Genomic DNA, 18,486 nt, shown 5'->3' with positions numbered 1-18,486 from the left:
TTTATCTGTGAAGGGCTGATCCCCTGTATTTGCTGGTCATGTTGTCTTAACTCTGTTCAGGCGTAGACATCAGGTAATTTATCGTATGATCTGTAAAAAGTCAACAGCTTTATCCGAATTTTATCCATTGAAATATTAGCAGTAAGATAAATAATGCGAACAATTGACATGTTCACTGACATATAGTATCATGGAGACCAATTGATGACGTTTATGTTCGAAAATAATAAGGGGTCGGTATGTACGTATACTATGTAAAGAACGCCGAAGATGACACCACTAAATATTTCGTTTCACCTATACCGAGCGATATGCTGTCGGAGAACAAAGGGCTTCCACCGGAGTGTATCATGGGGCAGATCATTCAGGATCCCCAGAATTTCGTACCGGAGAATTTCGTGCAGAACAAGGCCTTCGTGGATTTATTGCATGAAGTAATCGCTGACAATGTTAACGAATATGCTCCTGTCAAAGAAGAAGCCGAGAAGCAGAATGAGGGTTATGTTTACATAATCGACGCCCGTACGAAAAAGCCCGGTGTAGATGTTCCCCAGGAGGATATTATCGGCGCGGTCGAAGTCAAAGATGGCCGGATTGGAGAATATAAACCTTCACCTAACTATGTACTCTATACGAGTTCTGGATTCATGCAACTTGATCAATGGTTCAACGAACGCTTGTTCAATGTCATGGTAGAACATTTGAAGGCATGGAGCGAATCATAGCCCGCGATTAAAATAATGGCTAGTTTATTGCGTCAACCTTGTATGTATTGTCTGGATAAAATAAAAAGCGGGACCAATTATGTTCCCGCTTTTTTATCAGCTATTTTGCAATTCCCGCGAAGGCTTTAGGCTGTAAGCTACTTTTTGAGTTCTACCATATCCCCCTCAGCAAAACCTGAACCAGAGACCGCTTCTACAGTTGTAATACCATCTTCAACTTCAGTTGCCTTGACCACTCCGACATCATCATAGAGCACTTTCAACACCTTACCGGTCTTGGGATGTTTGACTTCCTTACTGAAACGTTTCACCTCGAACTGCATACCAGGTTTGATGCCCAGTTCAGTACCGCCGTCAATAAACAGAAACTCATCGGCTACTATTAATATGCCTGACCAGGGAGTTTTACCGGTCTGCTCGGCAACTTTGTCCACGATCTTGTTTATGACTTTGCGGGTAGCTTTACCGACCACATGATCATCGAATCGCTTCTGGTCACCGAATGAAAATTCATCCGTAGAGAGTGCAATCGATTTCGAGCTTTCACTCTCGGCGATATCTTCAGCCAGAATGACCTCGGAAGTGCCGATGTTTATTATCCGCAGATCGACTCCGACTCGGCCGGAATAGTTTTTCAGCGATCCACCCTTGACGAAACTGCTGGATAATGAACCACCGATTTTTTCCTCTTTATAGCCGAATTCGGTGATCGTTGCTTTAATCAGGTAATCACCGATAATCACCTTTTTACTGGCTTCAAGGCCTGGATTTGCCAAGTCAGACATGCTCAGGTTTTTCTCTTTCAGAAGCTCATCCAGTGCCGCGCGTTCATAGACCTTGAACTTGCCAGATTTCACCAGTGCGGTGATCAACATATCAGCCATACCAGTACCGGGAGGAGCACCGTGGTACCAGGAATGAGATGATTTATCTTCGAAATCACCCACAATAACGCGTTTCTTCAGTCCGATGTCATCACCGGCATATGATGTTGCTGATCCGCTTATCAATATAATCATTGACACCAACAAGCATTTTGTTATAGTGGCTCCATACTTCATGCTTCTCTCCTTGTTCATTTGATGCTTCTTCTATTAACAGGCGTAGCTTTTTGATCAAACTATTCTGTTGAAATCGTATTGTCAATAAGTTTATGGTTAAATACGATCAGGTCTTTTTGCTCTTTTAACTAAGGTGATTTATTGCTGAGATAGATTTATCGGCTTCATCTTTGCATAATTATTGTTATACTCTAACTGATTCTATGAATCTACTGCAGATCATATCCTCAAAGCGCAATTTATTGATAATACTTTTTTGATATATAAACATTTAAATGCATAAAAAACCGCCGGTGTGATTACCTGGCGGTTTTTTATTTTCTTTCCTCGGCAGAAATGATATCTGCCAGGCGTTTTTACTCTTTACTTCTTGCGTCTTACGGGGCCGGCGGCGGCCACTTCTGCCGGTGTACCTTCGGCGAACTTTTTGAAGTTCTCGATATAGAGCGAGGCGAGCTGATCGTACTTCTGATCATAGGCGGCTTGATCCGGCCATGAGCTCGACGGTACGAGCACATCATCAGGCACACCCGGACATGACTTCGGCACCTCGAACCCGAACACATCGTCTTTGCGATATTCGACATCATGCAACTGACCGCTCAAAGCGGCATCCAGAAGAGCGCGTGTGTACTTGATTGAAATACGCTTGCCGACACCGAAAGGTCCGCCGGTCCAGCCGGTGTTGACCAGCCAGCAGGAAGCCTTGTGGCGGATGATCTTGTTACGAAGCATATCAGCGTAGAAATAAGGGTGATGCACCATAAACGGTGCGCCAAAACAGGCACTGAACGTAATCTCCGGCTCCAGTCCCAGATCGATTTCGGTACCGGAAACTTTGGCTGTATAACCTGAGATGAAATGATACAGAGCCTGATCCGGGGTAAGCCTTGCAATCGGGGGCATCACGCCGGAGGCATCGCAGGTCAGCATAATCACGTTCTTGGGATGACCGGCCATCTTGTCGGGAACGGCATTGTCAATATATGTCAACGGGTATGAGGCACGGGTATTTTCGGTCAGGGTATCGTCATCGAGATCGAGCTGACGGCTGACCGGGTCGTAGATTACATTTTCCAGGATGGTGCCAAACTTACGAGTGCAGGCATAGATTTCCGGCTCTGCAGTCGGCGAAAGCGAAATCACCTTGGCATAACAACCGTTCTCGAAATTGAAGATACCTTCGTCCGACCAGCCATGTTCGTCATCACCAACCAGGTTTCTGCGCGGATCAGCCGAGAGAGTAGTCTTACCTGTACCGGACAACCCGAAGAACAGAGCCGAGTCACCATCTTTACCGACATTGGCCGAACAATGCATGGTCATCACATTTTGAAGCGGAAGCAGAAAATTCATGACGGTGAAGATCGATTTCTTGATTTCGCCACCGTAACCGGTGTTGCCGATCAATCCCAGCTTCTGTTCGAAGTTAAGCAATATAAAAGTTTTTGAAACAGTGCTGTCCATCTGCGGCAGTCCCTTGAACTCGGGCGAACAGATGATCGTGAATTCCGGAACGAAGCGACGGAATTCATCCATAGTCTCGAGCGGAATCAGCATATTGCGCGCGAACAGGCTGTGCCAGGCCAGGTCGGTAATGATCCGGCATGGGAGGCGATAGTTCGGATCAGCCCCGCCGTAGCAATCCTGCACGAACAGGTCACGCCCCTGTAAAAAGCCCTGCATTCGCCCCAGCACCTGGCTGAAACTGTCGGGCGAGATCGGGCGATTGTACTGTCCCCACCAGATCTTGTCTTCAGTAGTTGACTCGCGCACCACCAGTTTTTCCTTGGCGGCACGGGCGGTATGTTTACCGGTCGTCACACAGAGCGGGCCGAGATGGCTCAGCTTGCCCTCGCGACGAAACATCGCTTCTTCATATAAGGCCGGAGGAGTCAGGTTCCAATAGACCTTGCGCAGATTGGTCAGGCCATGATTCTCGAGCCCGAAATCGGACTTGCGCTCCTCGGCGATATTCTCACATGGTGATTTTATATCGAGTACGTTGTTCATTGCCAATCCCTCACAAGTTTGCGGTCACCGATGTATATTTCATTGGGCGAATTTGGATCGAGCACCCATTTCATGCGCTCAACGCCTTCCATAATGCCCTTGATTCCACCACAGAAACTCAGCCTGAGATGACCTTCCATGCCGAATTCGACACCCGGCACTGTCACTACAAAGACTTTCTCCAGAAGCCTCTGGGACAGTTTTGTAGAATCCTTTTCGTAGTTGGAGAAATCCGCCAGGCAGTAAAAAGTCCCTTCCGGCTTGTATACATGGACACCATCAAACGCCTTTAACTCGGTGTACATTACATCGCGGTTGTTTTGCAGTGTCAGCCTGAGGCTTTCGACACCACTTTGAATGCCATTCAGGGCACCGGCTGCGGCGGCCTGGGATACTACCGGCGGGCAGGAGGTTGTCTGGGCCTGCACATTTATCATAACTTCCAGCAACTTGCGAGCGGCAACAACCCAGCCGATCCGGAAACCGGTCATGGCATACAGCTTGGAAACACCGTTTAAGACGATGATCTTGGAATCTTCGAGATCCTTTTTCGAATATTTGTATACCGACGGACAGCTCTTGCCGTCAAACACCAGCTTGTGATAGATATCATCCATGATCAGGTAGATATCTTTCTTCTCGCAGAATTCGACACATTCGCCGATGAAATCCTCGTTATAGACGGCGCCCGATGGATTATTGGGGCTATTGAGAATGATCGCCTTAGTGTAAGATCCGACCTTATCGGCGATATCTTCCATCTGCGGTTGAACCCGGCCGTCCTCAGGTGTAACTATCACCGGACGCCCATAGACCATCTTAATCATCTCGGGGTAACTAACCCAGTAAGGGGCGTTGATGATAACTTCATCCTGCTGATTCAGAATCGTCATCAAGACAGTCATCAAGGCCTGCTTTGCGCCGTTTGAGACCAGGATGTTTTTATTGGAAACGACCTTGTTGTAATTCTCTTCCATATAGCGAACGATCGCCTTGATCAAGATCGGAATCCCTTCAGTCGGGGTGTACCGCACTTCCGCAGACGATAGCTGGGCCGCACTGGATAGGATCGCCTCGATCGGTGCTTTCGACTTTGGCTCGCCCGCGCCGAGATGAATCACCTTCTCCCCTTTTTCACGCAGAAGCCGCGCTTTCTCATTCAGCATGAGAGTCGGGGATTCGGCAATCTCCCGTGCCATTAAACTGATGCTCATAGGAACCATGCCTCCTGTGTCTATGGCAGATTGTAGATTTTCTTACAGGTAATTTTGCTGTCAAAAAAACAAAAGACCGAAGCATACAACCGGTAAATTGAGGTTTGTATGTTTCTGCCATTCTCAAGTCCCGAGGCTTTTAAAACATAGTCAGCCCGGGGCTTAAAATATATGCTATGCGCGGTCGGGATGTCAACGAGAAAGTGAAAATAATCACTAAAGTACGAAAGAAGAATTGGCTTGTCGAGGCTGTTTAACTATATAATATATCTGGCAGAGGTTATCTGGATAAATGTTTATGACTAAACCTAAGATATTCTTGATTACACATAATTACCCCCGCCACGAGGGCGATAATGCCGGTATCTTCGTTAAAAACCTGGTCAACGACCTGAGCGATCATTTCGATTTCACAATCAGCCATATCTACTACGGTGGTCTGATGAAAGATCTTTTTAAAAATCCACTCAACTGGCCCAAATTGGCAGATTATTACCGGAAATCGATGAGCAAGGCCAAATGCGAACTCAAGTGCCACAAGCATCACCTGATCTGGGCTCACTGGTGGCTACCGGGTGGTATAATCGGGGCTAAGTTGTCACAACAGAGTGGTCATCCTCTGATGGTGACAATGCACGGTACCGATGCCGCCATGCTGAAGACTCTGCCGATATTGAAGCCGGTTGCGAACAATGTCTTTAAACGGGCCGAAATCGTCAACACGGTCTCCCATTACCTGGCGTCATTTACTACCCCGAAAGCAAAAATTGCCAACATGCCGTTTGATCCAAAGGTGTTTTTCATCTCTAATACACAAAGGGATGATAAACTGATCATCTGTCCTGCCCGTCTCGACCGCGGAAAAAATGTCGACCTGCTTGTGAGGGCGGTAAAGCAGGTTCCCGAACTCAGGCTGAAGATTTTCGGAGAAGGCCCTCAGCGCGAGCATATCGTCCGTTTAATCGACAATGACTCCGGAATAGAGATTCACGATTATATCCCCCAGAAGCAACTGGCCGAAGAATTCCGGAATGCGGGTGTGGTTGCTCTGCCCTCTTCAGTCGAAGGTTTCGGTCTGGTTCTGGCCGAGGGCGCGGCCTGTGGATGTTATCCGGTTGCGACCCATGCCGCCAGCATGATCGAAATCGTTGAACAAATCGGAGGGCAGTTGTTCAAGCTCGATAGAAATGCTGACGGTATCAAAGCAGCTCTTGAGAATTATCTCAGATCATTGCCGGTCGACCGCGAAAAGATTTCCGAGAATGCATCTGTTTTCGGCAAAGAAGTAATCATCCCCCGCTTTATCGATATGATCAATTCGGCTATAAAAAAGCCCGCCTGAGAATAACCTTGAGCGGGCTCGCATCATAACTTAAGAACACATTCCAATCAGCAGTCAGGGAAACCATCCCCATCAGTATCGCAGGGCGGGTTTCCATTGTAAAACAGGTATGCGATCAGGTAAACCGGATCAGCCAGATTGACAGTGCCGTCGCAATTGGCATCCCCTATCGCGAGCGGATCGGGGGCTTCGCCATTGATGAAGATATAGTTAATCAAATACACCGGATCAGAAATGGAGATTTCCATATCCTGATTGACATCGCCACATTGATCAGGCTTGGTCAGGGTAAACTGGAAGACATCATCGGGTGCATTCGGAACTGTGGAATTGAACCTGATAATTGTGCCTTCGGCTGGCTCATCAACTTCAATTATCACCCTTCCGAGAGCGAAATCATCATCCCATTGGTAATTGAGATCATAAGCGTATTGAGGAAGTGGTTCTGCCGGATACTCTACTTCGACGATGTAGATCCTGTCGCCGACAGACCATCCACCCGATTCGTCGTCGTCAATTACAAAAAACACATCTCTCCTGTCAGGTGTGGGATCGTCCTGTGAGAAATGCCAGACTTCAAACGGTGCTCGATTGGGGAATTTTAAATCGGTAAACCAGTCGTAGTATTCGCTTCCCTGTTCTGTAAATCGAAACTCCCATGCTTCCCAGCCGATATTGCCTCGCCAGTTGAAGCGATTCAACCCCTCCTGGCCACTGCCGAAATCGGAAGTAACATAATACTCACCGGTCGAATTCCATGACCGGAAAACATTGTCGGGTGGATCGACGGGATTGTATCCAGACTGGATTTCAACTACTTCTGAAATCCCGGATTTCGGACCGATTACCCGGGTCATAATTCCATCAATAATCGGATATGAGAAATCACCGGATTGATTAGATTGATCGGTTAACAGGTACATACCATCACGGATCAGGTTCCAGTTTATAGAAGGGTTGAATGTGACTGTGTAATCACCGGGCACAATCATGTCAGGATCGAGGACTTCAACCAGCACCATCCCTTCTGAGTTTCCGACACTGTGTTCGGCAGTATCTGTATACATACCAGGTGACGCAACAGGCATGGTCGTAAGGGCAACTGGCTCATTTTCCAAATAAGCCATGTTAAAACCAATAAAACCGGATCTCAAAAACACCGAATCATTCGGGCCGATTTCCTGTATATTCAAATAATAAGGAGTTACAGCGAAATAGTATTTTTGACCATTTATCAGCGGTCCACTATTGATATAATCGTGATCGATATAGATACGATTTTGCAACCCGGATTCACTACCGTTCTGGACGATTTTTAACTCATAGCCACCAGCGCCCGGATCATATATGTAGTCATAGATTTTTTGAAAGTCCCAGGCCCGCTCCAAAGTATCACATTGACCGCTCGCACAGATTTCTATGCTGTCACCAGCGACTTGATGAAAAGTCTGGTATGATTCCTGGGCAGTCAAATCGAAGGTTGCAATTTTTTTCCATGAGCCAAATTCTGAAGTTCGCTGGTATACGTTATATCCCTCGAAGGCGAAAAATGTGCCAAACCATTCACGATAATCGAGATAATCCTGTTCCATGTCGTTGTCCCAGATCAACTCGACTGCCTGATCGTAACTGCGAGCATAGACATTGAAGCCTTCGGGAACTTCAGGGACATCGAAATCATAATCGAAGACCTTCTGGGTGAATTTGCTGATTTCTTTGAGGTTAGTTATGCTCGCGAGTCTGTCTGTTCCCTGTCCGACAATTATCGCCGCGACAATTTCCTGCGTATCACCCGGCATCATATTGAACGGCCCGGAAGTCATCATGAACCTGCGGTCGGACGAGATGTCATCCAGCCACCCGGTTCCTGTTACCGGGTCGCCGGGGAAGAAGAATTTTGTTGTGTCGCCATTGTTATCGACAACCGGATTACCATTGAGATTCAAGCCCCGCATGTAGTTGTAGGATTCCTCCGGGCTGTGCGGATCGATTCCATTGATATACCGGTTAAAAGATGTCATCGGCATATTAACATAACCGTAAATCCACCCGCCCATAAATTTAGCCGAATCGGATGGGATGCCTGTTTCGACAACCGGCCCCTGCAAAAAATCGAAACCGACCGCCGGTGGTTCAGTGCCATAGGTGTTATCAGACCCGGGAGCGTTGTAACAGTATCCCAGAGACAACGCCGTGTCGCAACCGACCAGGTCATCAGAGGGCCCACCCAGATCGGGATCGCACCAGAGCGACACGAAGGTACTGTCGAGACTCTTTCCGCCCTTGTTTATGATCAGGTATTTCATGAAAATAACTTTAGAGAGTGAATCGGGAAGATCATATGCGAAAGCTGTCTGCTGGATTTCAAGTCCCAGTGGCATCGAGAAACCAGCGTCATTTTGATGAGCACTCGTATCCGCGTCGTTAAAGACCGACCAGCACATCTGATCACCCAGAATCAAGGGCTCTCCTGTTGAATCGACCGGAGCCCCCTGGTCAACAGGCCAGTTGGCATAATCCGGATTTGATTCCGGTGTGTCTCCGCGATAGATTTTATAGACTTTGAAATCTGGATTATCGGGCATGTACGTGTATCCCTGCATCGGTCCGGGAACATATTCTGAACTGTATTCAGCAACAGTGACTCTTTCCTGGCCATAGACTTTGGCACCAACCCACAGCCCCGCGGAATAGATTACAGTCTTTGAAGACCATCGCGGATAATATAAACCATCCGTTTTGCCCAATATATTGGCATTGTCGTAGGCGAAACTACCATCGTTGTAGAAAAAACATAAAAGGCTGTTGACATCCAGGTAGGTATCCTGGTCAAGCTCGAGCAACAAACCGGCCCCAGTCTGTTTGCTGTTTTCAGGCAATGCCCACCCGGACGAGGCCAGCAGACAGACTACTGCGGCTACTGTCAAAAAAGTCCTTGCTCCCATGGCGACCCTCCGTAAAGATTATAATAGTGCTGTTGTATTTAAAATATGTTATGTACAGTCTTAGAAGTGAATTATTCCGATAATCTCTGGTTGAAACCTCTGATGTGCAAAAAATAAGCCGGTCGCGAGATCTATATGTTATGGCTTACATATTGAAAATAAAGGGCAATTATACTATTGGCAAGGAATATATTGAAAATGACTCTATTTTTGATAGAATTCTGGGCCCATAAGAAGGGTAAATTCAGTCAACATCTTTTTATCGAATTTTTGCGGTGACTCATGCAATGCCTTGAGAGCGGGATAAGTATCGATCGCCTTTTTATAACAGCGGTCAGTAGTGAGGGCATCAAATACATCGGCGATAGCGACTATTTTGCTGTATTGATGAATCTGTGATTCCCTGAGATCGTGAGGATACCCGGAACCATCCAGCCTCTCATGGTGCTGGATAACCGGGTAAAAAGAATTCCGGGTCAGGACTTTGGTCTGTTTAAGAATTTCCTCACCGTATTCCGGATGTTTCTTAATCAGCCGGAACTCCTCGTCATTCAGTTTGCCCTGTTTTTCGATTATCTCCTTAGGCACCTTGACCTTTCCAACATCATGTAAAAGCGCGCCCAGCCCGAGTTCTCCCAGTTCCATCCGGTTGAGTATTCTCATCCGGCGCGCCAGGGCGATCGAAAACGTGCAGACATTGACACAGTGCGTATATGTGTAATAGTTAAATGAAGTAATCTGCATAAGGTTCAAAAATGCGTCCCTGCCCTTGAGGATATACTCGACTATATTCTGAACAATGTCTTTCGAACGCTTGATATATTCAGCACGGGTCGGGTCAGCCAGGACTTTTTTGATTAAAACTTTCGAGGCTTCGTAGATAACTTCAGCCTTCTTTTGACCGGGCACTTTTTCATCGCCGATAAGACCGGGCAGGTTCTGTTCGAGATAATCCTGGTATTTATCGTGATCACTCGCTTTGATGTATAAAACATTCAGTTTGTATTTTTTTAGAGTATTGAATTCAGCCTGCGAAAACGGCACATCTTTGGAGCGAAACAGGGTGAGCTTGTTGTCGCGCCGGATGAACAGATCAAACTGGAATATACTGTCTACCTCCAAGGTTTCCAGATGGATCGGCACAAAATGCTTTTCCAGCTGGCCTGACTGTTGCACAGTGATAGTGTTCATATATTTGGTATCGGATCGGATAATACTTATATTTTGTGATTTTTTAAAATATTATTGGCTCGCATACTGACCTTATCGTGTTTACTGACAATCAGATAGCGGTTCGGTCACACCCCCGCATGAAAACCCCATTCATTACTTTCCTTGTAGCATATTGGACTTTTCTAAATCCAGTCAGTTTATCATGAACTAACAATCTGTTTTTGTGTTTAAATCACAGTGTTAAATTATAGATGCATAATCGGTATCTGCGGTATATTTGTTCTGCTGATCGCCTGTAATGGTGGCAATTCCCAGGATTACAGGTGGTTATCCGGTTCGCCTGAACGCACCGTGCTGGGACAGATCGAACCGCCACCCGGTTATTCACGGTTGGAATACGATTCCACTTCTTATGCCGGTTTCCTGCGCCGTCTGCCACTCAAACCGGCGGGAAGTAAAATCTATCTCTATAACGGTCGGCTGAAGGGCAGGCAGGACGTCCATCGGGCCGTCATCGATATCGACATCGGTAACCGCAATCTTCAGCAGTGCGCCGACGCTGTCATCCGGATGCGTTCCGAATATTTCTATTCTCGGGGTCTGTATGACAGTATCGCCTTCAATTTCACCAGCGGTGACCGGGCTTCATTTCGCAAGTGGATCGAGGGATATCGTCCCCGCGTGAACGGCAATGATGTCACCTGGGTGAAAAACGCCGAAGCGGATTCATCTTATGAAGCCTTCCGGGAATATCTTCGCTCGGTCTTCATGTATGCCGGATCGTATTCACTGGAAAAAGAGCTGATTCCGGTCAATGAAAATTGCACGATTGAGCCCGGCTATGTATTCATTGAAGGCGGATTTCCCGGCCATGCTGTGTTTGTGATCGATGTCTGTATCGATCGTGAGAGCGGAAAACGGCTGTTTTTGCCGGCACAGGGTTTTATGCCGGCCCAGGATATCCATGTTCTGATCAATCCCATCGACAATGACCTGAGTCCCTGGTATGATTGCGATATCGGCGACAGCCTGATTACACCCGAGTGGACATTTGAGCGCGATGACCTGATGCGCTTCCCGTAACGAAACACTATTGCTTTAGCGATAGAATTCTTTCTCCTTTGGCATTATCATGCCAGACTTTTCATCTGCAGTGTTTATTAATCCGGACTTGATTCCGCAAAACCAGCAATTACATTTCAATACTTCTAATTGCGCTTAAGCCGGCGATGTGGTTTGTTTTGCTATTTTCATATCAATTTTATATATTATTGATCATAATGAAAGGAGTCATTATGCCGCAAATGCCATGGTTGGAACGAAAGTTCAACTTCGATTTTCCACACGAGCTTCATCCCGAAGTTATGGAACGTGTACGCGGAACTTATGTCCGCCTGAAAGAGATGACAGACAAATGCCCGGCAGACCATTTAACCACGAGGCTTGAGGATCGCTGGTCGATTCAGGAAATCGTCGGTCACCTGGGTGACTGCGAACAGCTCTGGGATATCAGAATCGATCATATACTCGAGGGCAGAGAAGCTATGCAGGGTGTTGATTTCAGCAAAAACTTCACCGACGAGGCCAATCATAACGCCTCCGGCTTCGAGGACGTCATGGCGCGCTTCAAATCCAAGCGCGATCATTTTATTGGTCGCATGGATCAGCTTACGACCGAGGACTTCGCCAGATCAGCCATTCATCCCAGGCTCAACAAACCGATGCGCATGGTCGATCTTTGCTTCTTCATCGCCGAACATGACGATTTCCATCTGGCGCGCATGCGCGAAATGTTGAACGAGTTTACGAAGTAGATTTAATATAGTTTTGACAATCGTAGGGCAGTGACCTGTGAACCTGCCACATGGCAGCATCGCATGGATACTGTGCCCTACAATTCTGCCCTGCTTTCTTCCGTTGATTGCATTTTTGCGTCAAGTCTTTGCATGCCGGCCTTTACCGGGAAGTTGTGATCTTACGCTTTACAAAAATGGCAGGTCACAATCCTCGCTAAGAGCGAGTCTCAAGATCCGCCATAACAACAAAGACCTCATCGAGGTTACAGAAACCTGGGAAAACGACCCATAGAAACGATTAAATAAGAAACTAAATTTAAAAAGAAAAAGGCAGCTTAACAGGCAGTCCGAAGAGGCAGATATTGTCCGGGAAGTCCTTGACTTTTACAGTTAATACCAACATTAAAAAAGCCAGCTTTTGAAGCTGGCTTTTTATTTAACACCGGCAGCGTCTTACTCTCCCACCAAGTTGCCCTGGCAGTACCATCAGCGCTACGAGGCTTAACTGCTGTGTTCGGAATGGGAACAGGTGTGGCCCTCGTGCTATAACCACCGGCAAATTTTATCAAAATATCAAGCAGGCGAAAGTCGAAAGCAGCCATTAAGATTCAAACTTTTCCGAGGCAAGAGGAAAAATTTAAATGATCAAGTCTCACGGATGATTAGTATCACTCGACTTAAGCTGTCACCAGCCTTACATCTATGACCTATCAACCTGGTAATCTTCCAGGATCCTTCAGAGCTTACGCTGGGAGATCTAGTCTTAGGATGGGCTTTGTACTTAGATGCTTTCAGCACTTATCCCGAACAGACACAGCTACTCTGCACTGCCCTTGGCAGGACAACAGATACACTGGCGGTCTGCCCAACCCGGTCCTCTCGTACTAAGGTCAGATTCCCTCAAATCTCCTACGCACGCAACAGATAGGGACCGAACTGTCTCACGACGTTCTAAACCCAGCTCACGTACCACTTTAATTGGCGAACAGCCAAACCCTTGGGACCTTCTCCAGCCCCAGGATGTGATGAGCCGACATCGAGGTGCCAAACCCCCACGTCGATATGAACTCTCGGTGGAGATCAGCCTGTTATCCCCGGAGTACCTTTTGTCCGATAAGCGACGGCAATTCCACTCTAAACCGCCGGATCACTAGGCCCTGCTTTCGCATCTGCTCGACTCGTTTGTCTCGCAGTTAAGCTTCCTTATACCCTTATGCTCTTCAGCTGATTACCAACCAGCTTGAGGAAACCTTTGGACGCCTCCGTTACATTTTGGGAGGCAACCGCCCCAGTCAAACTACCCACCTGGCAATGTCCCACGCCCTGATTCAAGGGTCGTGGTTAGAATCCCGATAGGGCAAGGGTGGTATTTCAACGACGACTCCACCGACCCTAGCGGGCCAGCTTCAAAGTCTCCCACCTATCCTACACATACCGTACCAAAATCCAATGCCAAGCTATAGTAAAGGTTCACGGGGTCTTTCCGTCCCGTTGCGCGTAAACGGCATCTTCACCGCTGCTACAGTTTCACCGAGTCCCTCGTTGAGACAGCGCCCAAGTTGTTATACCATTCGTGCAGGTCGGAACTTACCCGACAAGGAATTTCGCTACCTTAGGACCGTTATAGTTACGGCCGCCGTTTACTGGGGCTTCGATTCAGGGCTTCGCCTCCGAAGAGACTAACTCCTCCTCTTAACCTTCCAGCACCGGGCAGGTATCACTCCCTATACATCGCCTTGTAAGGCTTCGCAGAGAGATATGTTTTTAGTAAACAGTCACCCAGGCCACTTTACTGAGACTCCTTTGGGCTTCACCGCAGGGCTTCACCTACTCGGAGCACCCCTTCTCCCGAAGTTACGGGGCCATTTTGCCTAGTTCCTTAACGAGGGTTAGCTCGAGCGCCTTAGGATACTCTCCTCGCCTACCTGTGTCGGTTTGCGGTACGGACAGATATAGAACTTCCATAGAAGCTTTTCTTGGCAGTCTGATTAAGGTCAGTTTGCGGTCTTTCGACCTCCCCATAACCTCTCGGGATTGAAGAAGTGGATTTACCTGCCTCTTCTCCCTACCGGCTTGGACCGGGACATCCATCACCCGGATGACCTTCACTCCTGCGTCACTCCATAGGTATAACGCGCTACACCTGGTACAGGAATATTAACCTGTTTTCCATCACCTACGCCTTTCGACCTCGGCTTAGGATCCGACTAACCCTGAGCGGATTAACCTTCCTCAGGAAACCTTAGGCTTGCGGCGAACAGGTTTCTCGCCTGTTTTATCGCTACTCGTTCCGGCATAATCTCTTCTGCGCGGTCCAGCATGCCTTACAGCACACCTTCTGCCCCCGCAGAATGCTCCTCTACCGATCTGCATTGCAGATCCCACAGCTTCGGTGATATGCATATTCCCAACTATTATCGGCGCAGGCTTCCTAGACTAGTGAGCTATTACGCACTCTTTAAATGAATGGCTGCTTCTAAGCCAACATCCTAGCTGTTTTAGCAACCCCACATCCTTTGTAACTTAGCATATCTTCGGGACCTTAGCTGGTGGTCTGGGGTGTTCCCCTTTTGCCAATGAAGCTTATCCCCCACTGACTCACTCCCGAGCAACATGTAGACGGAATTCGGAGTTTGAATGGGGTTGGTAAGCTTGTAGGCCCCCTAGCCCAATCAGTGCTCTACCTCCGTTACACTAACTCGAGGCTGCCCCTAAAGGCATTTCGAGGAGAACCAGCTATCGCCAGGTTTGATTGGCCTTTCACCCCTATGCACAGCTCATCCCCCAACTTTTCAACGTTGGTGGGTTCGGACCTCCATCTCGTTTTACCGAGATTTCATCCTGGCCATGCATAGATCACCTGGCTTCGGGTCTACTCCCTGCTACTTGACGCCCTGTTCAGACTCGCTTTCGCTGCGGCTCCGCAAGTGTTTTGCTTAACCTTGCAACAGAGAATAAGTCGCCGGATCATTATTCAATAGGCACGCGGTCAGATAGTTGTTTCCGAAGAAACAACCTCTCCTCCCACAGCTTGTAGGCATACGGTTTCAGGTACTATTTCACTCCCCTCCCGGGGTACTTTTCACCTTTCCCTCACGGTACTTTGTGCACTATCGGTCACTGGTTAGTATTTAGCCTTACCGGGTGGTCCCGGCAGATTCGTACAAGATTCCTCGTGTCCCGTACTACTTGGGAAATGAATCCAGAAAGTCGCAAGCCTTTCGCCTACAGGGCTGTCACCCTCTACGGCCTTCCGTTCCAGGATTGTTCGGCTAGACAAGCGATTTGTAACTTTCCGAGCTATTGGCATTTCACTCAGATTCACTCCCACGACACCACAGGCACAACGGATGCCACCTTTAGCGTGCTCTGTGGTTTAGGCTGTTCCCCGTTCGCTCGCCGCTACTTGGAGAATCACTGTTGTTTTCTGTTCCTCCGGGTACTGAGATGTTTCAATTCCCCGGGTTGTCCTCGACGACCTATGTATTCAGCCGCCGATGGATCCGTATTAACGGTCCAGGTTGCCCCATTCGGAAACCTCCGGCTCAAAGCTTATTTGCAGCTAACCGAAGCTTATCGCAGCTTGTCACGTCCTTCATCAGCTACCAGTGCCAAGGCATCCCCCGTACGCCCTTAGTAACTTGATCAAAATCCTAATGGCGTTCTTTCAACTCGATTTCACCGTGCTTGATATTTTGTTTTCAAAGATCAAAATGCCTGAGACTCAATCTCTGCTCAGGCAAACGCTGAATTTATACTAAAATCGCGTCTTGTCAAGTGCTTTTTTCGAAAAAGTTTAATTAATTTCTAACCTGGCTGACCTGACTGTCTGTAATACACTTAGGCCACCCTTTGAGTTCCGTCCCCCCTGCATTTTTTTCGGCCAAAAAGTAACAAAATTTAGCACTTTTTCAGCCTGAAACAGCACTTTTCAATCATTTGCGCAAACCCAGCAGATTCCCGGCCATCCTCACAACCGCCCGGCTGTGTTGCATGGAAAACCTGAACAGATCACCGATCCGCAGGTTTCGTAAATAGAACCATAGGTAACAAATACTCTGTAAAACCTTAAGTCTGTTGGGCGATAGTCTATCGAGCCTGATTGCCTGCCCGAAATATTTGTCGTAGTAACGCCAGTCCTGGCTGACAAGGCTGTAGCCTCCTTGATTCTGCCGGGCCATCTCCCATATCTCCGTCCCCGGATACGGAACCATTACCCCTACCGCGATCCTGTCAGCACGCAACCTCGCCGCGAAACGAATTGTATCCAGAGCTGTCCCGAAAGTTTCGTTCGGATGTCCAATTATAAAGAACGCCTCGGTTACCATTCCGGCTCGCCGCGCCAAAGCTATCGCATGCCTGGCTTTGTCCAAAGATATATCCTTACAGATCGTTTTTAAAATGGCCTGGTTACCAGATTCAATTCCAAAATCGAGTCCCTGGCATCCCTGTTCGCTCATCTGAGAGTATATCTCCTGGTCTGCCAGGTTCACCCGCGAATTGGCTTTCCAGGTCCAGTCGAAATCTTTTTCTGACCGGAACTCGGCCAGTTTATTTAGAAATTTCCTTGTCCACTGCCTCTTCAATCCAAAGGTCTCATCCTGAAACCAGCTGTGTTTTTTTCCGAACCTGTCGTGTAAATACCTTATCTCCGCTACTACGTTTTCCGGAGACCGTATCCTCACTCGATTGCCCAGTACCCGCATACAGAATTTACAGCGGTATGGACAACCGCGTCCGGCAAACATCGGTAAACCCTGCTCGGGAAACAAGTGCCAGGCGGGAAACGGAAGCTCCTCCAGACCTTCGGAGCTCATGAACTCCCTTAAAGGATTACGATAGATCTCATTGTTTTGGCGATAGCTGATTCCCCTTACCTTACCAAGATCGGCATCATCGCCAGAGGAAAAACATTCTACGATCTCAAGCATGGTGATTTCGCCCTCACCTGAGACGGCGACATCAAAAGCTTCAAATTCCTCCAGCGTACGCTCTGGCAGTGCGCTGGTATGCGGTCCGCCGACAACCGTCTTGATATGAGGCACTTTAGTTTTTATCTCCTGGGCAATCTCATGCGCAAGGTGTATTTCATGAGTCATCGCAGTGATACCTGCTATCAGGCTTTTGCTTTCGACAACTCTGGAGGCAATTGATTTTGGAGAAAGCTTTTCAGCTTTACCATCTATAACACTTACTGTATGTCCCGATTTTTCCAGAACAGCGGCAATATATGCCAGTCCGAGATGGCCCACCCCCCATCGAAAACTCTGGATATCGTTTGAATTTGCAGGATTAATTAGAGCTACACGCATAAGCATACCTTACCCGTTATGGATGGAATAACTATACTTTTTAAATAAACAGCCACATGTGTGCAGGCACATACGATGATAATGCTATCTACTTAATTACAACATATTTTGTTCGGTATGTATATTGTATTATTAATTATTTGATATTATCGATGTTACTCGTCTTGTTCCCGTATAGACCAGGCAAACAGGTAATCATAGTCCCGCATCATGTTCACAGCTCATGACAGTTTCGCAACAGACTTAAGGATCAACTTGAAATTTTCCTCGTCTTTCTCTGACGTATGTTCGGTGAAACAGACCATCTCATCGGAAGCGTCCCGGATTTCGATATAGTCGCATCCCTCTATGGTCGTTTTCACAATCCGCCATGGCAACGGCGAGATATTAGCATCGATTAACCTGCCAGTATCTACTTGGCTTTTACTCGACTTTGTTTTTGACATCGCGACTCCTGTATTGTGTAGACCGTCTTGTCTTATTATGAATATACAGAAGCCCACTGACATCTACGGTCAGTCTATTTTGATTTATTATGTATGATCTTTAGTTTGGTACCAGATTATCACGGCTGCCCTGGAATAGACAGCATGATTAGATGCTGATCATGTGGAATCTGTGTTCAAGTTGCTTGTCCAGCAGGCAAGCAGTGGCTCAAATGTTTTTAAAGGAACATTCAATTCTCTGAGACGATAATTGAACTTGTATCTTGACCCGATCTGATTTACTCCCCGATAACTTTGACGATCACGCGTTTTTTGCGCCGGCCGTCGAATTCGGCATAGTAGATTTGTTGCCAGGGACCAAAATCGAGTTTGCCTTCAGTAATCGGCAGAAGCACCTGGCAATGCATCAGAAGCGCTTTCAGGTGAGCATCGCCGTTATCTTCGCCGGTTCTGTGATGA

At 47.4% G+C, this 18,486-nt stretch carries 12 protein-coding genes and 2 rRNA genes; 4 read left to right on the top strand and 10 right to left on the bottom strand.

The annotated features are described in order from the left end of the window. Positions 1–239: 239 nt before the first annotated feature. Positions 240–725, top strand: a complete 486-nt coding sequence (locus GF404_06000; GenBank protein MBD3381731.1) for a hypothetical protein — start codon at positions 240–242, stop codon at positions 723–725. A gap of 137 nt (positions 726–862) precedes the next feature. On the opposite strand, the gene GF404_05995 is transcribed toward GF404_06000, so the two are convergent. The 3 genes from GF404_05995 to GF404_05985 all read right to left on the bottom strand — a co-directional run bounded on the left by GF404_05995 (position 863) and on the right by GF404_05985 (position 5,013). After that, the gene (locus GF404_05995; GenBank protein ID MBD3381730.1) at positions 863–1,804 is read right to left on the bottom strand and encodes a hypothetical protein; all 942 of its coding nucleotides are present in this window, start codon (positions 1,802–1,804) and stop codon (positions 863–865) included. Positions 1,805–2,149: 345 nt separating this feature from the next. Continuing rightward, on the bottom strand, positions 2,150–3,799 hold the full coding sequence (gene pckA, locus GF404_05990; GenBank protein MBD3381729.1) for a phosphoenolpyruvate carboxykinase (ATP): 1,650 nt from the start codon (positions 3,797–3,799) through the stop codon (positions 2,150–2,152). Then, positions 3,796–5,013, bottom strand: coding sequence for an aminotransferase class I/II-fold pyridoxal phosphate-dependent enzyme (locus GF404_05985; protein ID MBD3381728.1), 1,218 nt, complete (start codon positions 5,011–5,013; stop codon positions 3,796–3,798). Before GF404_05985 ends, pckA begins: the two co-directional genes overlap by 4 nt. Before the next feature lie 292 nt (positions 5,014–5,305). Between GF404_05985 and GF404_05980 the strand changes: the two genes are divergently transcribed. Beyond that, positions 5,306–6,355 (top strand): glycosyltransferase, encoded by a 1,050-nt coding sequence (locus GF404_05980; protein ID MBD3381727.1) that lies wholly within the window; start codon positions 5,306–5,308, stop codon positions 6,353–6,355. Between the two features lie 47 nt (positions 6,356–6,402). Here GF404_05980 and GF404_05975 read toward each other — a convergent pair whose 3' ends face one another. After that, positions 6,403–9,300: a hypothetical protein gene (locus GF404_05975; GenBank protein MBD3381726.1), complete on the bottom strand. Its 2,898-nt coding sequence runs from the start codon at positions 9,298–9,300 to the stop codon at positions 6,403–6,405. A 204-nt stretch (positions 9,301–9,504) separates the two neighbouring features. Next, on the bottom strand, positions 9,505–10,491 hold the full coding sequence (locus tag GF404_05970) for an HD domain-containing protein (protein ID MBD3381725.1): 987 nt from the start codon (positions 10,489–10,491) through the stop codon (positions 9,505–9,507). A gap of 213 nt (positions 10,492–10,704) precedes the next feature. Here GF404_05970 and GF404_05965 point away from each other — a divergent pair, with 213 nt between their 5' ends. Both GF404_05965 and GF404_05960 read left to right on the top strand, forming a co-directional pair. After that, on the top strand, positions 10,705–11,556 hold the full coding sequence (locus tag GF404_05965) for a hypothetical protein (GenBank protein MBD3381724.1): 852 nt from the start codon (positions 10,705–10,707) through the stop codon (positions 11,554–11,556). A 146-nt stretch (positions 11,557–11,702) separates the two neighbouring features. Then, complete coding sequence (locus GF404_05960) at positions 11,703–12,287, top strand: DinB family protein (GenBank protein ID MBD3381723.1); 585 nt, start codon at positions 11,703–11,705, stop codon at positions 12,285–12,287. A 422-nt stretch (positions 12,288–12,709) separates the two neighbouring features. On the opposite strand, the gene rrf is transcribed toward GF404_05960, so the two are convergent. The 5 genes from rrf to GF404_05935 all read right to left on the bottom strand — a co-directional run. Next, positions 12,710–12,826 (bottom strand): 5S ribosomal RNA (gene rrf, locus GF404_05955). Between the two features lie 80 nt (positions 12,827–12,906). Continuing rightward, a 23S ribosomal RNA gene (locus tag GF404_05950) occupies positions 12,907–15,920 on the bottom strand. 284 nt (positions 15,921–16,204) lie between these two features. Further along, positions 16,205–17,587 (bottom strand): radical SAM protein, encoded by a 1,383-nt coding sequence (locus GF404_05945; protein MBD3381722.1) that lies wholly within the window; start codon positions 17,585–17,587, stop codon positions 16,205–16,207. A 215-nt stretch (positions 17,588–17,802) separates the two neighbouring features. Continuing rightward, positions 17,803–18,027: a hypothetical protein gene (locus GF404_05940; protein MBD3381721.1), complete on the bottom strand. Its 225-nt coding sequence runs from the start codon at positions 18,025–18,027 to the stop codon at positions 17,803–17,805. Positions 18,028–18,305: 278 nt separating this feature from the next. Continuing rightward, a partial coding sequence (locus tag GF404_05935; protein ID MBD3381720.1) for a YjbQ family protein occupies positions 18,306–18,486 on the bottom strand: 181 nt, incomplete at its 5' end.

This window comes from Candidatus Zixiibacteriota bacterium (assembly GCA_014728145.1).
Lineage (GTDB): Bacteria > Zixibacteria > MSB-5A5 > JAABVY01 > JAABVY01 > WJMC01.
The sequence above is the reverse complement of the archived record's forward strand: the minus strand, read 5'-3'. Positions and strand labels throughout refer to the sequence as shown.